Here is a 20,161-nt window from a genome sequence, read left to right as displayed (position 1 = left end):
ATGGCGAAGAAAAAGAAAAGCTCAGGGGCAGACCCAAATAACCATGTCATTGCCTCAAACCGTCGAGCTACACACAACTACAACATCATTGATACTTATGAAGCCGGCATTGTATTGTTAGGTACAGAAGTGAAATCATTGCGTGACGGCGGAGCATCTATTGTCGATGGTTTCTGCCAGATGTACGGCAACGAACTCTGGTTAGAAGGCGTCAACATTGCCGAATACGGACGTGGCTCATGGACGAACCACGCCGCGAAACGGCGACGAAAACTCCTCATGCACCGCAGTGAAATCAACAGAATTGACCAAAAACTTCGTGAAACAGGGTATGCAGTAATTCCACTGAAACTCTACTTCACAAAGGGCAAAGTCAAAGTCTCTATCGCGTTAGCAACCGGTAAACGTGAGTACGACAAACGTCAAGCGCTACGAGAGAAACAAGATAGTCTCGAAGCACGTCGAGCTATGCGATACAAAAACCTCGGATAGCTGAACAAACACATAACAAAAAACGGGAGAACAATTATGTCTGAAAATCCTTATGGCAACACCCCTCAGCCTGAGCAAAACCCACACAACGGGTACAACAACCAAGCACCCCAAGGCGGATACCAGATGCCTCAGCCTAACGCGTACGCACCTATGCCCGGGCAGAAAGTACCCGGCGAAGGAATGTCACTTGCCGCTCTAATTCTCGGTATTCTCGGCTTCTTGAGCGGATGGCTCGTCATCGGCGGTCTACTGGGCCTCATCGCCCTCATCCTAGGTATTATGGCGTTGCGTAAGCTCAAGCCATACCCCATGGCTGGACGTGGCAAAGCAATCGCCGGCATCATCTTGGGTGTGCTCTCTATTCTTGCTGCTATTGTGATGGCATTCTTCTGGAGTGTGGCTATTAACATTGGTTTTGAAGCAGCAGAACACTGCAAAGAATACCAAGACAACCCCACCCAGCTAGAACAGTGCATCACCGATTACACTGATTCAAAGTCCAAAGGTATTGAGGTAGAAATTTCTAACTCCTAAACCTTTGCTAAACACTCAACCTATAGTGTAGGATAGTGTTTCCATGAGTGAATGGTCCTGTAGTGTGATTTAGGCTCACACCAGCAGATAACTTTCACTTCATGGAGTTCTTTGACAAAAGAATATTGGGGATGATCGGTTTCGACGACGTGAGTTGAGACAGGTGAAGCGTGCCGAGGATGTAGCGGATACTCGTTAATACCCGCTGCAAAAAATAAGTGCAAAAACTAATAACCGCACTGACTTCGCACTCGCTGCCTAAGCGCGAGTCTAGTCTGCTAGCCTGAGCTTGCCTTAAGCTCAGAGTTTCTAGTATCAGCTTTATAAGGCCACTGCTTCACTTCCTCGTCGTAGGGGAGTGAAGGACTTTTATACGAATAGGTTTGGCGGTATATGTGTTTACGCAAGTACCGAAGCCGAAAACACCGAAGCGTAAACTGCGCACGGAGAAGCCCTGACAAGGCCACGTCGGACCGGGGTTCGATTCCCCGCATCTCCACCAACTAGATGCTGGTTTGGATACAATCCAAGCCAGCATCTTTTTCATACCCGAAGTCGGGTTCTGCCTTGTAAATACTGGGGTTTGTGCATGGGAGCGACTCGGTGGTTGGGGAGGTGGAAGTATCTTCATGGGCAGGCTAGTCTCATCGCCGCCATTCATGATGTTCTTACCGATGTAAGTATTACCAATCGGCTGAAGATTTTAGCTTATATAACCATAATCCTCGACTCCTGTCCAGAGCTGGTTTGTCCGCTTGATGCTGTCCTCGCCAACTTCTCCAATCCTGCTTGGTAGCCTTGCTGTGCCTACCTGTAGGGACGGCAGGAGGAAGGATCTCTACTGCCGATGCGGTGGGATTTACCGAGAAGCATAATTTGTTGCTCTACGGTAAAAATGCATCCTCCATTTTTAGATGTCGAACATTTCTTCATACCGCTCCCCATTTTCAACCCAGGACACAAGAATCTGCGGATCGCTACTAGACATGGTGAGGAAGACATCAATCTTCCGATGTGTATGAGCCTGCAGTTTTATGGGGCGTTCTGGCGCCATAAGAAATACACCCTGGGATTCTTCTGGCGTCGTAAAAGTGACTTCTAACGCGTCAACATCCCCATCATTATAAACGTCGACCCAGCGTTTTGTCTCATACTTAATCTTCCCTCTGCTGTCGCTTCCTGTTGGAACACGTTCGCTTTGTGTCTGGACTCTAATCTGAACACCGCGAGGAGCTACTGTAAATGAGGATTTATCAGGTAAAAGCGAATTAGAAAGGTCATATTCAATGGATCTCCAGACTTCATAAGTCAATTCTTCAAGTGTCGAAAAATCTTTATATAGTCCCCTTTCCTGGATTTTCTTTTTGAACTCCCTTAGAGCATCAAGCTGTCTCGTATCAACATCTGTCGGTAGCAGAGCTTTAGAGAAAAATAGGTGCACAGGCTTCCCACTATCCACTGCCCTCTCAATTTCTTCGACTGTGCCGGAGACAGCTTCAGGAGTTGGGGTACCTAACTTACTGCCGAATAGGGCGATAAGAATGTCTGCAGAGTCTATTCCCTGTTTGTTGATGAGTTCCTGAGGATGAACTCCGAGTAAAGATACTGAAGAAGTTTCCCAGCGCCAAGGGAAAAGCATAACTGACTTACTCGTCGAATTAGATGTATTCCACGAATAAAGTGCTTTTTCAACGGCATCCCTTGCCTCACGAGTATCTGAGGGCGAAGCAATCGCTACGCGGTAGACAATAGCGTTAAAACTCATATCATCATGTCCTTTACTCCGTTTGTGGCCTTTATCGGTTAGTCAACGTCTTCTCGAAGGCTCTCGTAGATATCCTTGGCGAAGATACCGAAAACCTGCTGTTTAGCCTCTAGGTCATTTAGCAGCAAGGTGTAGAAGTCTTGATTCTGCTCCAGACTGGCCACGAGGGCTCTATCGATGGAGCGGTAGTAGCTGTATTCGAAGTCCTCGACGGTGTTGGTCTTCGCGGAGCGTTGGAGGTCTTCATCTTTGAGTATGAGTTCACGGATTAGATGCGTAGATTGAATGCCCTCATCTTCGTCGAAGTTATTGCCGGTGCGGCTATTAAGTTCCCGAATGATTTGAGAGAGCTTTTCCTCTTTCTCATCCCGACCACCAGCCTGCTCAGCCAACGGGAGCTTCACCACCGGCTGAGCCACAAGCTTGGCATCGGCATGCTCTTCCTCCTTCTTCTGCAGGAAGTTGGTCGCCTTAATCTTGCCGGTCAGATCGAACCCACCGCCAGGGTGGCGCACGTTGATGAAGCTCATGAGGGCTGTCATGAAGACGTACTTGCGGTGCAGCTCGGTGTCTTCGAAGCTGGTGGCTTGTATGAGGAACTCGTAGAAGCGGATGAAGCTCTTCATCAAGGTGATGAGCTTGAACTGTTCTTCGAGCTCGTGCCGTTCGATGGCCTGCTGGGCGCGCGAGAGGTAGAAGGTGAGCTTGCGTTTGTCGTCTGGAGTGATAGCCCCGCCGTAGAGAATCTCGCTGGTCTTGTCCACATCGTCCGGGTCTAGCACGAGGTAGCCGTCGATTTTGGCCTCCAGTTCGTACACAGCATTGGGTGTGACCGTGTTGGCGAGCAGCGTCGTGGTGTAGTACGGGGCGAAGGCCGCTTTGATATCTTCGTAGCTGTTAACAAAGTCCAGCACAAAGGTGTTCTTATCGAAAGGTGGGCAGATTCGGTTCAACCTTGAGAGCGTCTGTACCGCGGACACTCCGCGCAGTGACTTCAGTACATACATGGCGCACAGCTTGGGCTGGTCGAAGCCGGTCTGGTACTTGTTGGCCACCAGCAACACCTGGTAGGCGTCGGTATCAAACTTCTCGGGCAGCTGCTTCTCGGGGATACTGTTCATCCCCATCTCGGTGTACTCCATGTCATCCACCGTGACGGTGCCGGAGAAAGCAACCAGGGCGTGAATATCTCGGTAGCCCTTGCGGGCAATGTAGGCCTCCAACGCCTGTTGATACTTCACCGCGCTCTCCCGAGAAGCGGTGACCACCATAGCCTTGGCCATACCGCCGAGTTCTTGCTGGATGGTGGTGCGAAAATGCTCCACAATCACCTCAATACGCTGAGCGATATTCGTGTCATGTAGCTCCACGAACCGGGCAATCTGCCGCTTCGCCTCCCGAGTTCTCAGCTCCGGGTCATCCTCGACGGCCTTGTTGAGCGTATAGAAGGTCTTATACGTGGTGTAGTTGGCCAGCACGTCCAAAATGAAGCCCTCCTCGATGGCCTGCTTCATCGAGTAGACATGGAAGGCCTCGCGTATCCCCTTACTATTCACCCGCCCAAACAGCTGTAGGGTGGTGGGCTTGGGAGTGGCAGTGAAGGCGAAGATGGAGACGTTGTCCTGCTTGCCGTTGTTGCGAATCTCCTCAGTGATTAGGTCCTCGACCGAGGCCTCGCCACCGTCTCCACTGGCCAGGGCTTTGGTTACGGCGGCCATGTTCTTTCCGGAGGTTGAGGAGTGGGCCTCATCGATGATGACGGCAAACCGTTTGTCTTTCAGCCCAGCCACCGTGTCTACAATGTAGGGAAACTTCTGAATGGTGGTGGCGATAATCTTGGTGTTACCCGACAGCGCCTTGGCTAGGTCAGCTGAGGTGCACTCGTCGTTCATAACACGGATCAGACCGGACTTGTGCTCCAGCCCCATGACAGCCTTCTGCAGCTGCCTGTCCACGACGACGCGGTCAGTGACGATTACGATGTTGCTGAAAATCTGCTGGCCGTCCTCATCGTGCAGACTCGTGAGGCGATGGGCCAGCCAGGCAATCGAGTTAGTTTTGCCACTACCAGCCGAGTGCTGGATGAGGTAATTCTGGCTGGAACGGTTCACCCGCACATCAGCCAGTAACTTTCGTACCGCGTCCAACTGATGGTAACGTGGGAAAATCAGGGTTTCCTTCGTGGTGGTCTTCCCCGTGACCTGGTCGGTTTTCTCCTCAGTTTTGAGGAACATGAATTTGGAGATAATCTCCAACAAAGAGTCCTTGGCTAGGATCTCTTCCCACATGTAGGACACCGCGTAGCGGTCCTCGCTGATGGGGTTGCCCTTGCCCGCGTGTACACCCTCGCCGTTACCCCGGTTGAAGGGCAAGAAGAAAGTCTTGTCCTTGTTCAGCCGAGTAGTCATGTAGACCTCTTTCAGGTCCATGGCAAAGTTGACCAGTGCCCCGGCCTTGAACCAGAACAGTCGTGTCTCTGGGTTGCGCTCGTTGCGGTACTGCCAGATTGCATCTTCATAGGACTGTCTAGCTGTATTGCATTTCAGCTCGAAGGTGATGATGGGCAGGCCGTTGAGGAAGATGACCAGATCGATTCTCTCATTGTCGCTAGCCCAAACTTCCTGTGCCACAGAGAAAATGTTGTGCTCGTACTTGTCGAACAGCTCCGGATTGAAGGTTGTTGCCGGACGTGTATACATCAGATCCAGATGCTGATTCGCAATTTCCAGCCCATGCTTGAGCATGTGTAACAGACTGCCACCTTTCTTCGTGGCCTCCTGGTTAATCAGAGACACCAGTGTAGGGCGAAGCTCGTCTTTGTAGACCTTGGCCAGTTCCTCCATTATCTCAGGCTGGGTAGATTCCAAAAACTCAAACAGCTGATCCGGATCCATCGCGAAATGCCGATTAAAACTAATAGATGCACCCGCACGATACCCTTGATGAGTGACCAAGTAGTCCGCGATTTCTTGTTGATAGTCATGCTCAGACAGGATGCTGTTCATGCTGCCGGAACCTCCTTCTTTCCCGTTATATATTCAAAAATCAATGACTTTCGATACTCTGCCAACGTCGCGAGCTGCTCACGCTTAGCCGTGATAAGAGAATCAATCTCGGTTGCCTGGCTTTTAAGAAAAGATACAATTTTCTTTTGTTCGACTATTGGCGGCACTATCAGTGGTACTAAATCGAGTTGACTAGATGGTAAATCCCATTGATCTACACGAATTCCTGAAGAAAGTCGCATAAACTCATCTTTATATGCTGAACGAATCAAAAAGTGAAAATAGCGTGTATCAATAAGTTGATTCCGAAATCTGTACACATAGTAAGCTGGACTAACAATTCCTTCGAAGGCAGAAACCGCTACTGATCCTTGCCATGCCTTCATCTTGTTGACGACGAAGTCGCCAATCCGAACATACTTGTATTTACTTGTGTCATCCGAAGTGACATTGTAGTTGTCGTTACGACTATCCTTAGGGACTACACCGTATTCACGGTACAAAGATAGGACCTGTTTTTCGCCAGGGTTTTTTGGCTCAAAACGATGGAGATAATGTTTTAAACGTTCCACTTCCCAATGAGCGGGGATCTGACCAATCCAGGGGATACCACTATCTTTCATGGGGGTATCCGGATTTAGGCCATGGGTGACTGCTTCGGTAACGACGGAGCGCTTATACTCCTCCAATGTTTCAATCTGGGCCTGAATGTCCGATCGCAGAGAATCAATCTCAGCGCACTTGGAATCAAGATATCTGACGATGCAGTTCTGTTCTTCCGCATTTGAGCAAAACGGGAAACGCATATTTAAGAATGTGTCAACCGTCAACTGGTTAATAGTAGTCGTCAGAAAACTGCCGATACGAGTGGAGAAAATTGGGGAATTTAGAATGTAGTACACATATCGAGATCTAAGGGTTGTTCGATATAGCATCATAAACGCACCGAAGGTTGCATCCAGGCCGTCAGGAATTAGTGCATTTTTCCCAATTAGGTTGCGACTGCCATTCCGAGAGCAGATTAGAATGTCGCCGCCCTTGACTCTCAAGTTGGGTTTAACATGCGTGTTGACGTATACGGTGTCCTCAAAAGCCAGTTTACCGTCCTGGATGTTTGAAGATCGTAAGACTAAGGATCCCGATTCATCTGTTAAATCTTCTGGGCTGTAAGTTAGGCCGTTTCGTGCTTCACCGAATGCTTTGAATCGTTGCAGAGTCCATTCACCAGGAATTGTCCCTATAACAGAGTCGCCGCTATCCTTCATCTTCCTCATGCCCTATCGCCCCCAAACAGGCTGGCCAGGCGCTGTTGGACACTAGTTTCAAGTTCGATAAAGCGGCTGGCGAGTTCTTCGCTGGGTGTGGGTTGGGTGTAGGTATAGAAATAGCGAGTAAAGGGGATTTCTGCCCCGGTTTTGATTACCGGCTTCTTGGCGGTGAGGTTCTCTTCAAAAAAGGCTTTCGCATCTGGTACATGTGGCAAAACTTCGCGAGCCATGTAGGTGTTGATGTCTTCGTTGTAGGGGACACGCTCGATATCTTTGGTCTCCTTGTCATAGACAATCTCGCCCTTGCGGTCTCGTTTAATCTCGGCGTTCTTGTCTATCTGAGACAGTCCATGAGCAACCTTCTCGATAAGTTTTTTGTCGTCCGTGACGTCAGCGAGCAGAGTTTTTAGGTGTGGTAGGAACGTTGCTTCGCTCATCCATAGGTGTTCGGATTGTGCGTTCTTCAGTACCTTTAGGATTGCCGTATAGGTGCCCTCGTTCTCTAAAAACTTCGTGATCCTCCTATCTTCAGTGATCGTGGTATCATCCTTCGCCTGGATTTCTGCGACTTTCACCGGATCGTATAGGCCGTTCAACGCATTAGAAGACCTAAGGTTCTCTAAACGTTCGGCGTTAATGGCGTAGGAGCGTTGGAAGGGCTGCATCACCGTGTATTCGCGATACATGAACTCTGTGGCCGGGAAAATTTTACAGTTCTCACCCTCGGCGAAATCAGCGTAGAGACGGGTAATCTCGGCTCGATCTTCTGGGGTCAGTTCGTTTCGTTTATTGCCCAGTGCTTTGCGTAGCTTGTGACTGATTCCGGTGGCATCGATTAACTGAACTTTGCCTTTGCGTTCTTCACGTTTGTTCTTTGAGAGTACCCAGATGTAAGTGGCGATGCCTGTGTTGTAGAATAAATCGGTAGGCAGAGCGATAATCGCTTCCAGATAGTCTTTTTCCAACAACCAGCGACGAACCTGAGATTCGCCCGAAGACACTCCACCTGAGAACAACGGGCTACCGTTTTCGATAATTGCGGCTCGTCCGTGTGCCTCGTCGAGCTTGTCTATTGCAGACTGGACGAAGAGCAACTGCATATCCGAGGTGGATGGCAACCCTGCACCCCAGCGACCGCGTTCCCCAAACTCATGCTCAGCTCGTACTGCATCTTCACTGCCTTCAGGAGCGTCCTTTCCACCCCAGGGCGTCCCGAAGGGTGGGTTTTCCAGCACGTATCTCATCTTTTTGCCGGGGAAACAGTCCGCTTTCATAGTGTCCTGATAGCGAATATTGTCTGCGTCCTGTCCCTTAATCATCATCTCTGCCAGGCAAATTGCATATGATTCCGGATTGACTTCCTGGCCAAATAGTTGGATCTGTGCGGTGGGGTTTAGACGGCGAATGTGGTTCCACGCGGTAGAAAGCATGCCACCTGTACCTGAGGCCTGATCCAGAATAGTGATGACCTTGTAATCGTCGAAAATGTCGTCAGCATCCTCGGCCAGCAGGATATCGACCATCAACTTGATGATGTCGCGGCCAGTATAGTGATCACCTGCCTCTGCGTTTTCAGAGAATTTTCGGATGAGTTCCTCGAAGATATATCCCATCGTATGATTGTCGATGGTGTCAGGGGCCAGCTCAAGTTCAGAGAATGCCTTGACCACCCCGTAGAGGCGGTTATTGCGGTCCATCTTGTCGATCTGTTTGCCAAAATCCAGCCCCCCTCTCCCCAGAAAGCAATATTTCTTGGACGTTGGGTGAGAATCCCTGAATATAACTCTTCAAATTGGCAGCGATATGGTCTGGATCGTTGCATAGCTCAGCCAAATCGAATCGGCTGGTATTATAAAACTGGTAGCCCGATATCGTAGACAGAACCTTCGGCGGTAGCTTGGGTTTATCCTGATAAGCGCTGAGCACCTTGTCCTTTGTTACGGCCAGTGCACATTCGAAGCGACGAATAATCGTCATCGGAATGATGACGTCCTTATACTTATCCGACTGGTAAGTACCACGCAGTTTATTAGCAATAGACCAGATAAAGTTGACCTCACGAGTGACACTTGCTGGTGCCTCGTCCCATAAAATGTCTGTGTTTGTTGCCGTCATTTTTTGATTCTCTTTTGTCGTAGTTTTATAGGTGATTTCGCAGGTATCGTCGGTCTGGTATCGAGGGCGATGCAGATGCAGGTGAGAACTGCTGTAATAACATCCTCCTCTCGCCCTAGCTTGGCTATGGCGGAAGGACTAATAAAGGTCCTTTTTCTTATTTTCTGCCGATGAGAAGCTTCCATAAGGGTTGATAGGACACATCCATTTTTCCTGCCATGCCGTGTCTTATTCCAGATACATCCGTACGGGATATGCTCTCCATCGCCAATTTCTATGACTTCACTAGCGAATGGGCTCATGTATTTGGAGCCTTCGTGCCGGGTACCTTTGTCGAAAGTAAAAAACTGTTTGCCGGTGTGGCTGAAGCTTATGTAAAGGAGGTTTCGCGTAACAACATAGCCGTTTTCTGCTCAGGTGTAGTGGCTTGGCAAGCAAGGCATGGAACTCTTTTAACTCCAAGTCATCTCCCTTGTGGCTGTCGTTGTACCAATAGCTTCAGCTTTTGTATTGGCGGGTTTTTAACCTGTATCTCGTAGCCACCATGCAGTGGGAGCTAAGAAACACTACCAAAAGCTATTCTAATGGGAGGTAAGCGGATGAGTATGAAATCTACCGTGTGTTGTAAACGTTACCTGCCTGTTTTTCATATTCTACCTAGGTCTCTGGAGACTTATATCTGATTCCGCCATGGTGGTGGGACCTATGAGCCGAGAACTGTTAGTGACGGGGAGGTAATCATTGCCAACGGGTCCTCACCACATACAGGCTGTGTGGGTACCCATCTTTTTTTTGGGGGCAGGTGCCGCGTATGATGCGTGGCACGGTGGTGGTGTCAGGCGTGAGGCTCTGCTCTGTATATGTTTAGTGGGGAACCCTTGCAGGTATATATCTGCGGTGCTTTAGTCCAATAGAGATTGAGATGGTCTGCATTGTTGCCTCTAGGTAGCACGCAGCCTCCACACAGTGAACTTATCTAACGCGATAACACTGCAACTAGATCTCTACCAACTCGGCCACATTGTATAGGGGTCAGAGGCACATAATGCCGGAAAGCCCCAAACCATATTCGGGCTGAAAAATCTTGATCTGTTATGCATCTATCCGGTAGGGACATGAGATTAGGTAGAAGGCAGCCGAAATCGTTACCCGGTTGATTACACCGAGCGCCTTCAGACTACTGAAAGTGAAGCCACCATGGAGTGGCGGGATGATAAGAAGATTCCAGAAATGCCTCTATGGTTTCGAACGCAACCCGGTAAAATCGGCTTATAATGTGACCGAAACTCCTGCTAGCCGTTGGAACTTGTGGTTACTTCACCCGCGTGAGAAAATTCCTACGGGGTAATGGCGTCCCCTCGTACATGAAACTAATCAGAGGGATAGATGTGTTCGGAAAACTTGTAGAAGTCAAGGTTCGAGAATTATGGCGATACGAACAATACGGGTTTTCAAACTGGCTAGCGCAACCAGAAAACATTGAAGAGCTCAATGAGGCCATCGGGCTCACACTCACAGATATTCAGCAAGAAGCATTCGTTGGCGCATACCGAGCCGATCTTGTTGCGCGCGATGAAACATCGAATATTAACGTAATCATCGAAAACCAGCTCGAAGCAACAGACCATGATCACCTCGGCAAAATCATCACTTATGCTTCCGGGCTGGACGCTGACGTCATCGTGTGGATCGTCAAAGAAGCACGAGAAGAACACCGCGCCGCTATCGAGTGGCTGAACCTGAAAACCATCGACGGAATCTCTTTCTTCTTGATTGAGATTCATGCCTACAAGATTGGCGATTCACTACCTGCGCCGAAGTTTGAAGTGATAGAAAAACCTAACGACTTCACGAAAGCTACCAACCGTAAAGCAGGAAGCCAAGAACAAAGCCGAGTACAAGCAGCTCGGTTAGAGTTTTGGACAGCACTCAATGAAGCGCTGGTTGAGAAAGGTAAACCATTCAATCCGCGTAAGGCGTCAACCGATCACTGGTACGACGTAGCGATGGGAACTTCAGAAGCACACTTGTCTATCACCTTGTTGAGTGTCTCTGGTGAAATCGGGCTAGAAGTCTATATTAATGACAACAAAGAATTGTTCGATCAGTTCTACGAGCAGGCTGAGGATATCCACCACGCGTTAGGGTTCGAACTGAGCTGGTATCGAATGGATGACAAGAAAGCCTCACGCATCAAATACATCATCGAAGGTCTGAATTTTGATGAACCAGCCAATTATCCGCAACTCATTGACGAGATTATCGACAAAATCGTTCGCATGCGAGATGTATTCCGCCTCTACCTATAGAATGCAACCCTAGCCCGAAAACTATCCTCACTCTTTAAACGTATCCATAGTCTGTGTGGAGGCAACTATTAGCACCTACTTTTGGATACAAAAGTATGATGGAACGAACCCCTCGGGTTTCGGGTTCTACCTGATAGACTCCCGAAGCCCGATGTGCTTCTATCGTGGCGTTGGTCGGGCAGGGGAGAGACGCTCGAGCCAGTTTTGAGCGCTTTGATTGGGCTACGCAGGTCAGCAATATCGCTGGAGCCTTTTTATGAGATACTCAACTATATTAGCCTGTTGCTGTTGACCGGGACACGAAAATCCCGTTAGGATGCCAACTATCAAGGTCTATGAAGAGCATCCAGGAAATCTATCATCCCTGCAGATGACTTCTCGGAATCCTCTCATCGCAGTATATGAAGCCTAGGCTATGCCATGATGTCCGAGTATGACACAGCACCAGCAGCGTTGCCGAGACCGTTGACCTGGAGCTTTATCAGAGTTTCCTTGCTTGAGTGCTTTACTTTCAGCTTTGGTGCATCCGGTAGCTTCGGTTGGGACTACTCTCGTTGCAGGCTACTAGATTGTGAGCTTCTTTAGAGAGAAGTTCCCAATGACAGAAAGGAGCTCAGATGAGCTGGATCAATGACAAGAACCCGAAGGTTGAACTTATTAATCTTTTCTTAGACTCGGATCAGCCGATGGATGCAGCACTTGCTTGGGCAAGGAACGTAGCCCAGAGAGCCGGACTTGACGTGAAAAAGGATCAGTCAGGTTCATTCGCGAGATTCGTCAAGCAGACCCCAGCATGGATTTAAAGGTAGCTACCTACCTAGCCCGTGAGGTTGCTCAGAGCTCCAAATAGTTCACATCACAACGAGTCCGACAGGTAGATACTTCACCTCAACCGGCGAAATATCTGTCTGGTACTTCATGTTAAGAGGCAGATAAATGAATATTTACGGCCAATGTCGGGTATTTTATGATGATTTGTTTTACCTAATCTTGCCCATGTATTCAACCTACGTATTCAACAGGCCTGGCAGAGCTCTTGGACAGAGAAATTTGAAGGTGTGTGTTGTCATCGAATTTGGAGCTGGCACTGCCTCATAGTATTTCCGCTCCTAACAGTAACAGTGCCACCCCTTGGATACAGGTAATCAGCAATAATACGCTGATGCTCGAAAAACACTGAGGTTTATTGTTTTAGGGGATGTGCCCTGAACTTTCGAGGTGTAGCTCTAATTCACGCCCCCCCCATAACAGCGAGAAATACTACGTGCGCGGCTACGCAAAATAGGGGAGGGCTGAGAACGAACCTACCCCTAAGAGGTCGCAAACTAACATGTTTGACTAATCGTGCTTCCTAAATGCCAAGAAGTACATGACAGAAGAACACAGACCCATGCTCAAAGAAATCATAAGAACCTTTGGTAAATGAAGATTCTCTATTTCCCGGCTCACTACCAAGAAAAGGCAGGAAAGAGAAAAAACAAGGAAAAAAGCGCCGATGCTCTGAACGCGAATACTTTTCACAATAAACCTCTCTGTTTACTGATTGTTCATCTCGACAGGTGTCTGCCTTAACTGCTACCGCCCTGTCTTTAACTAGACCGGTAAAACCCTATATTTGCCAGCAACAACATACTCTATAGAGACTTTGACCAAGGACTCGCGGTAAATTCTTGTAGCGTCTTGTTGCTTGTTAGGGATGACGTTCTCAGAACATCAGTTGGTTACCATGTTCTAAATATAGAATATCGTTCCAAGTTTCCAGCCATCAATAGGTATAACAAAAATGTTGAGGGGGGGAGAGAACTGGTGTCAGGATTCATCTGACCAGATAAAACTTCGCCTAGTTCTGGTTTGCTGGTTATGGAGTGTGGTTAAATGGTTTCAAAGAAAAATGATTGCTAGACGACTTATCGTACATGTCGGAAAGCAGGGGAAGGGCACTGATGAACGTAGCTACCGACCAAAACACACCACAACCTGAGAATACTGTCCCACCAGCACCGGCAGAGCCTGTGTATGGTGCACCACGGTTAGGTGATGTGCCCGAAGAATACCAAGTACCAGAACAATACCGGCGCCCCTACGGTGCGCACCCTGCGGATAAACGCGGAATCTCATACTTTCCGGCCGTAGTATCGCTCACCAGCGGTGTTTTTGCGCTGGTACTAACCTTTATGCTTCTTGGTGCAAGCGGTCTATCTTATATTCCGTGCATCGTTGCAACAATCTATGCAACGATTGCGTTTAAACGGTTTAAGCAGCGTCCGCAAACAGCATATTATCGAAGCAAATCAAAACTTTACGCGAACCTTGGGTTAGGGTTCGCCATCCTTTCAGCGATTTGTACGACCATCTTTTTGATTGTCTTCCCAGAGCTAGGAAACCTTGACCCAGACTGCGATAATGTCGAGCCTGGTAGCGTGGACGAAATTATTTGCGAAAGCTATGACGACTCGTCACAAGACTTATAACCTCATATACATAAAGAACACCTGCTGTTATTCCCTATCAACGAGAGGGTAACAGCAGGTGTTCTTTTTACCCATGGTGTACATGTGTTAGAACGTATTGTCTAAAGACTATTGTGCACCTAAATATTTCAACGCCTCATCATGTAAGAGAGAGTTCGTCGCCATCGCATTACCGCCAAACGGGCCGTCAACACCTTCTAAAGAGGTAAACCGCCCACCAGCTTCTTGCACAATAGGTACAAGTGCCGCCATATCATAGAGGTTGAGTTCTGGTTCGGCAGCAATATCGACAGCGCCCTCGGCAACCATACAATACGACCAAAAATCACCATAGGCGCGGGTACGCCACACCGTATCAGTGAGTTCAAGGAACTTTTCGCGTTTGCCGGCTTCTTTCCACCCCGTCATTGAAGAATACGAGAAGGACGCATCGGCAAGAGTCGACACTTGCGACACTTTAATCGGGGTAGCCTTCGCTAACGAACGCCCCGTATAAGCACCGGTACCGCGTGCAGCCCACCAGCGTCGTTGCAATGCAGGCGCAGAAACAACACCAACTACCGGTTCCCCCTGATCAATCAGAGCAATCAGAGTCGCCCATACTGGCACCCCACGCACAAAGTTCTTTGTCCCATCAATAGGGTCAATAACCCACTGACGAGGGGACGAACCGCTCTGACCAAATTCTTCACCCAGAACAGCATCACGAGTGCGCACACGAGAAAGCTGAGAACGAATCAGCTGCTCTGCTTCACGGTCTGCGTCGGTTACCGGTGTAAGGTCAGGTTTTGTCTCAACGGTAAAATCATGAGCCTGAAAACGTGACAGCGTCAACCTATCAACACTATCGGCGAGGATATGCGCTAAACGCAAATCGTCAGTATAAGAAACATTAGCCATAAAAATTCTGTCTTTCTGAGAAGAAACTGTTAGTACACAACACCAAGTTCTTTATCGGCGTTTGCAGAAGAATCTTCTGCAACACCAAGAAGCTTCCGAAGAGACTCAAGGCGAGCCTCACCCGCCTCACCAGCATGCCCCTGTTGGACGTATTCTGCTATAGCGCACTCTGTAGCATCATAACCGTGGGTGCAACCTTTAGGGCAGTGGGCGCTCGCTGGTGATAAATCTTCAAAGGCCGACACAATATTTTCAGCGGGAATATGTGCCAACCCGAAAGAGCGAATACCGGGGGTATCAATAATCCACGTACCTTCTGAAGAGTGTGAAGGTCGTAACGCTAAAGCTGAGGATGAGGTATGTCGTCCTCGCCCTGTTACCGCGTTAACATGCCCAGTGTCTCGCTGGGCGCCGGTGAGAGCATTAACAAGTGTAGATTTACCGACACCAGAATGACCCAAAAGCACGGAGACATGTTCGTCTAAAACCTGTGTGAGAGGTTCAATCAACGTTGTATCGAGTCCTTGGGCGTTTTCTTCGCTAGGTGCTAGACCATCAGAAGAACCTGAAAGCATAATCTTTAATGAGGTGTGAGCGTAGTAGTCAAGAATTTCTTGCGGATGCTTCACATCAGTTTTTGTGATGCACAGGATGGGTGTGATGCCTGCATCGAATGCGGCAACAATAGAACGGTCAATAAAGCCTGTGCGAGGTTCGGGGTTTGCTGCTGCAACAACAATAATGAGCTGGGTGGCATTTGCGACCACAACTCGCTCATAGGGGTCTGTGTCGTCTGCACTGCGACGTAGTACGGTGTCGCGTTCTTCAATACGAACAAGACGTGCAAGCGTCCCTTCCCGTCCGGAGGTATCACCGACGAGGGCAACCCTGTCGCCTACAACAATCGCTTGACGGTGTAATTGTTTAGCTCGTACTGCAAGTACTGAACGTTCTTGTGTGGTGCCTTCATCAACTATGGCGGTGTACCGTCCACGGTCTACGGTGATGATACGACCAATCATCGCGTCCTCATATTTGGGGCGTTCTTTGGTGCGTGGGCGGGAACCCTTTTTATTGGGGCGGATACGTACCGCGTGTTCGTCCCAGCTTGTGCGGTATTCTTTAGCCATTGCGCTTTACCTCTTGGGCAAATTCTTCAAGCATGTTGTGCCACATGGACGCAAAGTCGGGGAGTGTTTTTGCTGTGGTTTGGATGTTGTGCACTTGTGTACCTTTAACCGCTAACCCAAAGATTGCGCCGGTTGTTGCCATACGGTGGTCGTCATAGCTGTGGATGAGCGCAGGTTCATGGACGGGTGCGTGGATGCGTATTCCGTCGGGTAGTTCTGTTGCAGAACCACCAGCACGGTTAATTTCGGTGACGAGAGCTGCTAACCGGTCGGTTTCATGGCCTCGTAGGTGTGCAATACCGTGTAGTGTGCTTGTTCCTGGGCGAAGTGCACACAGCGCGGCAACTGTGGGTGCTAGTTCACCGGCATGTGATAGGTCAATCGTTAGTTCAGAGTGATCGTTGGCAATAAATTGTGGTGTGCCTTGGGCGATGAGAGTGCCTTCCTGAAGCCTTGTTTTTGCACCAAAGAGGGGAAGAATTTCTTGCCAATGCGCCCCGACTTGGGTGGTTTTGTTAGGCCAATGCGGGATAGCAACCTGTGTGCCGAGAACTGCTGCTGCAGCGAGGAAAGGCCCAGCATTAGAAAGGTCTGGTTCGATGAGAACATCAAAACCTGCAAATGATCCTGCTTCAACAATCCATGTTGCTGGTTCTTGATATTCGACGTTAACACCAACATTTTTGAGGGTTTCAACGGTCATCTGAATATGAGGTATTGATGGAAGTGACGCACCCGAGTGTTCAAGACGTAACCCATGAGTGAAACGGCAGGCAACAAGGAGCAATGCAGAGACAAATTGTGAAGAGGAGGAGGCGTCGATACGGAGGTTTTGTTCGTGAATATCTCCGGTAGCGTGCACGGTAAAAGGTAGCGCGTTAGTGCCGTTGTCTTCTACTCTGACACCGAGAGAGCGTAGTGCTTCGATAACAGGTGCCATGGGGCGTTTGCGTGCATGCGGGTCACCGTCAAAAGAGAAGGAGCCAGATAGCAGTGCAGCTAATGGTGGAACAAAACGCATGACGGTGCCGGCTAAGCCGACATCAATATTTTTGTGGCAGGGTGTAGTGCTAGAAAAGTTGATGGGGGTGACGCGCAAGTCTGGGCCGAAAGGGGAGTCTGTTGCAATTTCTTCGAATTTGGCGCCTAATTGTTCGAGTGCCGCAATCATCAGCGCGGAGTCACGAGAATGCAATGGCGCTCGAAGAGTGCTGGGGGAGTCTGCTATTGCTGCTAGAAGGAGGTAACGGTTGGTGAGAGATTTAGAACCGGGGATGGCAACGGTTGCTTGGGCGTGCGGATGAGAACCACCGTAGGGGGCGTTCCAGATATGAGGAGATTCTGAAGACGTACCGGGGATGTTTTTCTCAGTCACAGACACACTTTCGTTCACAATTATTGATAGAAGAATAGCTCATGCTATGGATGGGGCTGGTGATATTCTTCAAACCTGTCTTCACCATTCTACGCAGGTTCATGCTAAATACCACTGCCTGTTGAATAGGGTAGGGATGTTCGTTTAACGGAATGTACCTCGCCTACGGTGAGGCGAGGTACATTTTATGAAAAAGTTTAGAGTTTAGTTGTTGAGGAATTCTTCGGTGCGTTCACGAACATCAGCAGAAATCTTTTCAGATTTCTTTGCCATTTTTTCGCTGAACTGGTTAGCGCGCCATGCGAGGGAGGGGTTACCATCGCGGTCTACTGCTGCAATGGCGATAGCGCCAAGAAGAGAACCATTGGTGAGTGCGTGGCGGCGGCGAGAAGCACGTTCTTCTGATGAGTTTGCTTCTGTTGCTTGGTATTCAACGTATGCGTTAAGGATGCCGGTGCCCAGAAGAGTCACGGAGGATAGGCGAGGGAACTTGCCGAGAGCGAAAAGAGTTCCAGCAACGACCTGTGTTCCTGCAATGACCTGTCCAACTAGTTTTTCTTGACCTTTGAATGACTCTAGCTGAGGAACAGCTTTGGAGCTGAGCTCAAGAGCACGGTTGAGGTGCACGGTTGAGTCTGCATCACGTAAACGCTCAACACCGGAGATGATGAAGCTTGATGCCAAAAGTGGGCGTGCAAGGCGACGTACAAAAGACATTTTTCCTCCTTGGAGCGGAATTAATTCCGAGTTTTGCTAAAAGTCTGTCATAACGATACTAAGCACACGAAGTGATATACCTGCTAAATGACGCGCATAAAAATAATGTTCCGTCATAAAGTGACTCGATATGCTAGAAAAGAGACAAAAGAGCAACACACTCAGAAAGTCATTAATGAACACGCCCATAACACCAGAAGCGACGGCTCCTCCTCCTAGCGAGGGGAATCTTCAAGAGCATAAGATACGCTTTGAACGAGAAGCCATGATGTATGTGGACCAGCTGTATGCTGCCGCTCTGCGCATGTCACGAAATCCTGCTGACGCTGAAGACCTCGTACAAGAAACGTACGCTAAAGCTTTCTCTTCTTTCCATCAATACGCTGATGGCACCAACCTAAAAGCCTGGCTATATCGTATTCTGACCAATACGTATATTAACTTGTACCGCAAACGCCAGCGTGAACCGTACCAGACGCACAGTGACACTATTGAAGACTGGCAGCTTGCAAAGGCTAGCTCCCACCAGTCAACGGGTCTGCTCTCTGCAGAAGCACAAGCTCTAGAACACCTGCCAGATAGTGCCGTGATTACCGCATTACAAAACCTGCCAGAAGATTTTCGTATGGCGGTGTACTACTCCGATGTGGAGGGTTTCTCCTACAAAGAGATATCGGAGATTATGAATACTCCCGTGGGAACAGTGATGTCTCGTTTGCACCGTGGACGTAAACTCCTGCGAGACTCTCTCGCCGAATATGCCCATAGCCAAGGTTTAAAGACCCCCACTCAAAAGGAAGCATAAGATGTCTCACTCTTCTTGTTCCGAAAAACTCACTAGAATTTACGAATACCTTGATGGCGCTCTTTCCTGCGAAGATTTGCAAGAACTGCAAAATCATTTAGCAGAATGCCACGATTGTGCACAAGAATACGATCTTGAGTGCGTGATTCGTTCTGTGGTGAAACGTTCTTGCCGGCAGAGCGCACCGTCTGATTTAAAAGCTCGTATTCTAGGGACTATCAATAACCTCAAACAGGGGCATATCCTTGAATGCTCCGAAAAATCTGAATAGAATCCGCGCGAAAGTGGTATCTGTTGTGTCAGCTTAAACGACAGCTCCTCAGCTTGTAATAAGCTGAGGAGCTGAAAAGTATCAAGGTACCTTATGCGTTGGGGCGCTTACCGTGGTTTGCGCCGCCCTTACGACGGTCCTTGCGCTTACGACCGCGCTTGCTCATGAGAGCCTCCTTATAAAAGTTCAACACAAATGATTTAAGAAAATCTTGTGTTTATGTCCTGTCTCAACAAGAGACACCGTTTTCTATTTTGGCATACTCCACCGCTAAATGCACCTCAGACGAAGAATGTTCTTAAGGAAAAGAACATCACATATTCTCTCAAGGGGGCAAAAGCGGGGGGGTATAACGTGGTTTAGATAGGTTCTGGTAATTGCAACCAGTTATACCAGCCACGATGAAGGACAAGCCACGCAATAAGACCGTAACCAGACTGCCCTGGGCGCCCGTCATTAGCCGCTAAGTCATTACGCCACTGCTCATGGTGCAAAAGTGGGTTAAAAGTATCAACGTAGACGTGATTGCGGCGGGTCACAACATCAGCATACGCAGCGTTGAGGTCGGCGATACGACGGTTACGTTCAGTATCTAAGGATGGAGGAGGGCCTACAACCAAAACCTTCACATTGTTTTGGGAAGCCATATCTACCATATTTGCCAAGTTCAAACGGCTTCGCGCACTTGTAATATCAAGGTCGATATCGTAGGTAGAAGGTGCAATCACCAAGCGGTTATCTGCACCTTGAGCAAAACGACGGCTAGCTTCATCAAACCAACGTGCGTTAAGCAGTTCAGAACCTTCCCCAGGGGCGGCAAGGTTATATGCAGAAACCTTTGCAGTGTGCTGAGGTGTGCGGGCAAGAACACGACCAAACCAGCCCAGCGCACGCGGATCGCCTACGCCAGCTAAGAGGTCGTCACCAACGGCAACTAATCGAATATTTCGCTGATCCACAAGAATCTTTCTGTCAAAACTATGGGCGTAAACCTCTTTAGA

At 48.8% G+C, this 20,161-nt stretch carries 18 protein-coding genes and 1 other RNA gene; 8 read left to right on the top strand and 11 right to left on the bottom strand.

What is annotated here, in order from left to right:
• The 3 genes from smpB (at window position 1) to ssrA (ending at window position 1,531) form a co-directional block, all read left to right on the top strand.
• Complete coding sequence (gene smpB / locus ACN08Z_RS05940; protein ID WP_419101518.1) at window positions 1–492, top strand: SsrA-binding protein SmpB; 492 nt, start codon at window positions 1–3, stop codon at window positions 490–492.
• Between the two features lie 36 nt (window positions 493–528).
• Window positions 529–1,029 (top strand): DUF4190 domain-containing protein, encoded by a 501-nt coding sequence (locus tag ACN08Z_RS05935; RefSeq protein WP_419103648.1) that lies wholly within the window; start codon window positions 529–531, stop codon window positions 1,027–1,029.
• 127 nt (window positions 1,030–1,156) lie between these two features.
• Window positions 1,157–1,531: a transfer-messenger RNA gene (ssrA, locus tag ACN08Z_RS05930) on the top strand.
• Between the two features lie 408 nt (window positions 1,532–1,939).
• On the opposite strand, the gene ACN08Z_RS05925 is transcribed toward ssrA, so the two are convergent.
• Genes ACN08Z_RS05925 through ACN08Z_RS05905 form a run of 5 tightly spaced genes read right to left on the bottom strand, consistent with a single transcriptional unit; the run spans window position 1,940 to window position 9,182 of the window.
• Window positions 1,940–2,794, bottom strand: coding sequence for a DUF4062 domain-containing protein (locus tag ACN08Z_RS05925; RefSeq protein WP_419103647.1), 855 nt, complete (start codon window positions 2,792–2,794; stop codon window positions 1,940–1,942).
• Between the two features lie 38 nt (window positions 2,795–2,832).
• Window positions 2,833–5,799 carry a type I restriction endonuclease subunit R gene (locus tag ACN08Z_RS05920; protein ID WP_419103646.1) on the bottom strand — a complete coding sequence of 989 codons (2,967 nt, stop codon included), beginning with the start codon at window positions 5,797–5,799 and terminating at the stop codon, window positions 2,833–2,835.
• On the bottom strand, window positions 5,796–7,064 hold the full coding sequence (locus ACN08Z_RS05915) for a restriction endonuclease subunit S (RefSeq protein ID WP_419103645.1): 1,269 nt from the start codon (window positions 7,062–7,064) through the stop codon (window positions 5,796–5,798). The genes ACN08Z_RS05920 and ACN08Z_RS05915 overlap by 4 nt, the downstream gene beginning before the upstream one ends.
• A gap of 5 nt (window positions 7,065–7,069) precedes the next feature.
• Window positions 7,070–8,764, bottom strand: a complete 1,695-nt coding sequence (locus tag ACN08Z_RS05910) for an HsdM family class I SAM-dependent methyltransferase (RefSeq protein ID WP_419103644.1) — start codon at window positions 8,762–8,764, stop codon at window positions 7,070–7,072.
• Window positions 8,751–9,182 carry a type I restriction-modification system subunit M N-terminal domain-containing protein gene (locus ACN08Z_RS05905; RefSeq protein ID WP_419103643.1) on the bottom strand — a complete coding sequence of 144 codons (432 nt, stop codon included), beginning with the start codon at window positions 9,180–9,182 and terminating at the stop codon, window positions 8,751–8,753. Before ACN08Z_RS05905 ends, ACN08Z_RS05910 begins: the two co-directional genes overlap by 14 nt.
• Window positions 9,183–10,570: 1,388 nt before the next feature.
• On the opposite strand from ACN08Z_RS05905, the gene ACN08Z_RS05900 reads away from it, so the two are divergent.
• From ACN08Z_RS05900 to ACN08Z_RS05890, 3 genes are all read left to right on the top strand, one after another.
• Window positions 10,571–11,491 carry a DUF4268 domain-containing protein gene (locus ACN08Z_RS05900; RefSeq protein WP_419103642.1) on the top strand — a complete coding sequence of 307 codons (921 nt, stop codon included), beginning with the start codon at window positions 10,571–10,573 and terminating at the stop codon, window positions 11,489–11,491.
• A 617-nt stretch (window positions 11,492–12,108) separates the two neighbouring features.
• Window positions 12,109–12,294: a hypothetical protein gene (locus ACN08Z_RS05895; protein ID WP_419103641.1), complete on the top strand. Its 186-nt coding sequence runs from the start codon at window positions 12,109–12,111 to the stop codon at window positions 12,292–12,294.
• 1,140 nt (window positions 12,295–13,434) lie between these two features.
• Window positions 13,435–13,962, top strand: a complete 528-nt coding sequence (locus ACN08Z_RS05890) for a hypothetical protein (protein WP_419103640.1) — start codon at window positions 13,435–13,437, stop codon at window positions 13,960–13,962.
• A gap of 108 nt (window positions 13,963–14,070) precedes the next feature.
• Here the strand turns inward: ACN08Z_RS05890 and hisN are convergent, their stop codons facing one another.
• The 4 genes from hisN to ACN08Z_RS05870 all read right to left on the bottom strand — a co-directional run bounded on the left by hisN (window position 14,071) and on the right by ACN08Z_RS05870 (window position 18,084).
• A complete protein-coding gene (gene hisN / locus ACN08Z_RS05885; RefSeq protein ID WP_419103639.1) occupies window positions 14,071–14,862 on the bottom strand; it encodes a histidinol-phosphatase in 792 nt (263 codons plus the stop codon).
• 29 nt (window positions 14,863–14,891) lie between these two features.
• The gene (rsgA, locus tag ACN08Z_RS05880) at window positions 14,892–15,992 is read right to left on the bottom strand and encodes a ribosome small subunit-dependent GTPase A (protein ID WP_419103638.1); all 1,101 of its coding nucleotides are present in this window, start codon (window positions 15,990–15,992) and stop codon (window positions 14,892–14,894) included.
• The gene (aroA, locus tag ACN08Z_RS05875) at window positions 15,985–17,367 is read right to left on the bottom strand and encodes a 3-phosphoshikimate 1-carboxyvinyltransferase (protein WP_419103637.1); all 1,383 of its coding nucleotides are present in this window, start codon (window positions 17,365–17,367) and stop codon (window positions 15,985–15,987) included. The genes rsgA and aroA overlap by 8 nt, the downstream gene beginning before the upstream one ends.
• 204 nt (window positions 17,368–17,571) lie before the next feature.
• Window positions 17,572–18,084, bottom strand: a complete 513-nt coding sequence (locus ACN08Z_RS05870; RefSeq protein WP_419103636.1) for a DoxX family protein — start codon at window positions 18,082–18,084, stop codon at window positions 17,572–17,574.
• Between the two features lie 175 nt (window positions 18,085–18,259).
• On the opposite strand from ACN08Z_RS05870, the gene ACN08Z_RS05865 reads away from it, so the two are divergent.
• A complete protein-coding gene (locus ACN08Z_RS05865; protein WP_419103635.1) occupies window positions 18,260–18,889 on the top strand; it encodes a sigma-70 family RNA polymerase sigma factor in 630 nt (209 codons plus the stop codon).
• A 1-nt stretch (window position 18,890) separates the two neighbouring features.
• Window positions 18,891–19,160 (top strand): mycothiol system anti-sigma-R factor, encoded by a 270-nt coding sequence (gene rsrA / locus ACN08Z_RS05860; protein WP_419101501.1) that lies wholly within the window; start codon window positions 18,891–18,893, stop codon window positions 19,158–19,160.
• 91 nt (window positions 19,161–19,251) lie between these two features.
• On the opposite strand, the gene ACN08Z_RS05855 is transcribed toward rsrA, so the two are convergent.
• On the bottom strand, window positions 19,252–19,326 hold the full coding sequence (locus ACN08Z_RS05855) for a 50S ribosomal protein bL37 (protein WP_095343185.1): 75 nt from the start codon (window positions 19,324–19,326) through the stop codon (window positions 19,252–19,254).
• Window positions 19,327–19,519: 193 nt separating this feature from the next.
• A complete protein-coding gene (locus ACN08Z_RS05850) occupies window positions 19,520–20,119 on the bottom strand; it encodes a GDSL-type esterase/lipase family protein (protein WP_419101500.1) in 600 nt (199 codons plus the stop codon).
• Window positions 20,120–20,161 lie beyond the last annotated feature (42 nt).

Source organism: Rothia sp. P7181, from assembly GCF_048513015.1.
Lineage (GTDB): Bacteria > Actinomycetota > Actinomycetes > Actinomycetales > Micrococcaceae > Rothia.
Note: the sequence above shows the minus strand (reverse complement) of the source record. Positions and strands in the feature narration are given on the sequence as shown.

Coding starts and splice junctions, on each gene's coding strand:
- smpB (WP_419101518.1), top strand. CDS start 1: ATGGCGAAGAAAAAGAAAAGCTCAGGGGCAGACCCAAATAACCATGTC.
- ACN08Z_RS05935 (WP_419103648.1), top strand. CDS start 529: ATGTCTGAAAATCCTTATGGCAACACCCCTCAGCCTGAGCAAAACCCA.
- ACN08Z_RS05925 (WP_419103647.1), bottom strand. CDS start 2,794: ATGAGTTTTAACGCTATTGTCTACCGCGTAGCGATTGCTTCGCCCTCA.
- ACN08Z_RS05920 (WP_419103646.1), bottom strand. CDS start 5,799: ATGAACAGCATCCTGTCTGAGCATGACTATCAACAAGAAATCGCGGAC.
- ACN08Z_RS05915 (WP_419103645.1), bottom strand. CDS start 7,064: ATGAAGGATAGCGGCGACTCTGTTATAGGGACAATTCCTGGTGAATGG.
- ACN08Z_RS05910 (WP_419103644.1), bottom strand. CDS start 8,764: ATGGACCGCAATAACCGCCTCTACGGGGTGGTCAAGGCATTCTCTGAA.
- ACN08Z_RS05905 (WP_419103643.1), bottom strand. CDS start 9,182: ATGACGGCAACAAACACAGACATTTTATGGGACGAGGCACCAGCAAGT.
- ACN08Z_RS05895 (WP_419103641.1), top strand. CDS start 12,109: ATGAGCTGGATCAATGACAAGAACCCGAAGGTTGAACTTATTAATCTT.
- ACN08Z_RS05890 (WP_419103640.1), top strand. CDS start 13,435: ATGAACGTAGCTACCGACCAAAACACACCACAACCTGAGAATACTGTC.
- hisN (WP_419103639.1), bottom strand. CDS start 14,862: ATGGCTAATGTTTCTTATACTGACGATTTGCGTTTAGCGCATATCCTC.
- rsgA (WP_419103638.1), bottom strand. CDS start 15,992: ATGGCTAAAGAATACCGCACAAGCTGGGACGAACACGCGGTACGTATC.
- ACN08Z_RS05870 (WP_419103636.1), bottom strand. CDS start 18,084: ATGTCTTTTGTACGTCGCCTTGCACGCCCACTTTTGGCATCAAGCTTC.
- ACN08Z_RS05865 (WP_419103635.1), top strand. CDS start 18,260: ATGAACACGCCCATAACACCAGAAGCGACGGCTCCTCCTCCTAGCGAG.
- rsrA (WP_419101501.1), top strand. CDS start 18,891: ATGTCTCACTCTTCTTGTTCCGAAAAACTCACTAGAATTTACGAATAC.